This window comes from Streptomyces sp. NRRL F-5135 (genome assembly GCF_000719775.1).
Classification (GTDB): domain Bacteria; phylum Actinomycetota; class Actinomycetes; order Streptomycetales; family Streptomycetaceae; genus Streptomyces; species Streptomyces hebeiensis.
Genome location: NZ_JOHR01000067.1, coordinates 1 through 563 on the forward strand (window position 1 = coordinate 1; position 563 = coordinate 563).

1 protein-coding gene is annotated in these 563 nt (G+C 65.7%); it reads left to right on the plus strand.

Annotated elements, in window-relative coordinates; all coding sequences use genetic code 11:
* Window positions 1-28: 28 nt before the first annotated feature.
* On the plus strand, window positions 29-563 hold a 535-nt coding region (locus IG02_RS0135525; RefSeq protein WP_037805238.1), incomplete at its 3' end, for a GTP-binding protein.

Sequence of the window (563 nt, forward strand, 5' to 3'; positions counted from 1 at the left end):
GATGTGACACTGCTCGAAAGGGTGCTCAGTGGACTTCGCAAGCTCTAGCGGCGGTGCGGGCCGATCTACCACCAGCGCGAAGATCGTGGTGGCGGGCGGCTTCGGCGTGGGCAAAACCACGTTCGTCGGCGCCGTCTCGGAGATCAACCCGCTGCGTACCGAAGCCGTCATGACCAGCGCCTCCGCAGGCATCGACGACCTCACCCACACCGGAGACAAGACCACCACCACCGTGGCCATGGACTTCGGACGCATCACCCTCGACCAAGACCTCATCCTCTACCTCTTCGGCACCCCCGGACAGGACCGCTTCTGGTTCATGTGGGACGACCTCGTCCGCGGCGCCATCGGCGCCGTCGTCCTCGTCGACACCCGCCGCCTCGCCGACTGCTTCCCCGCCGTCGACTACTTCGAAAACTCAGGACTCCCCTTCGTCATCGCCCTCAACGGCTTCGACGGACACCAGCCCTACACCCCCGACGAAGTACGCGAAGCACTCCAGATCGGCCCCGACACCCCCATCATCACCACCGACGCACGCCACCGCGCCGACGCCAAAAGCG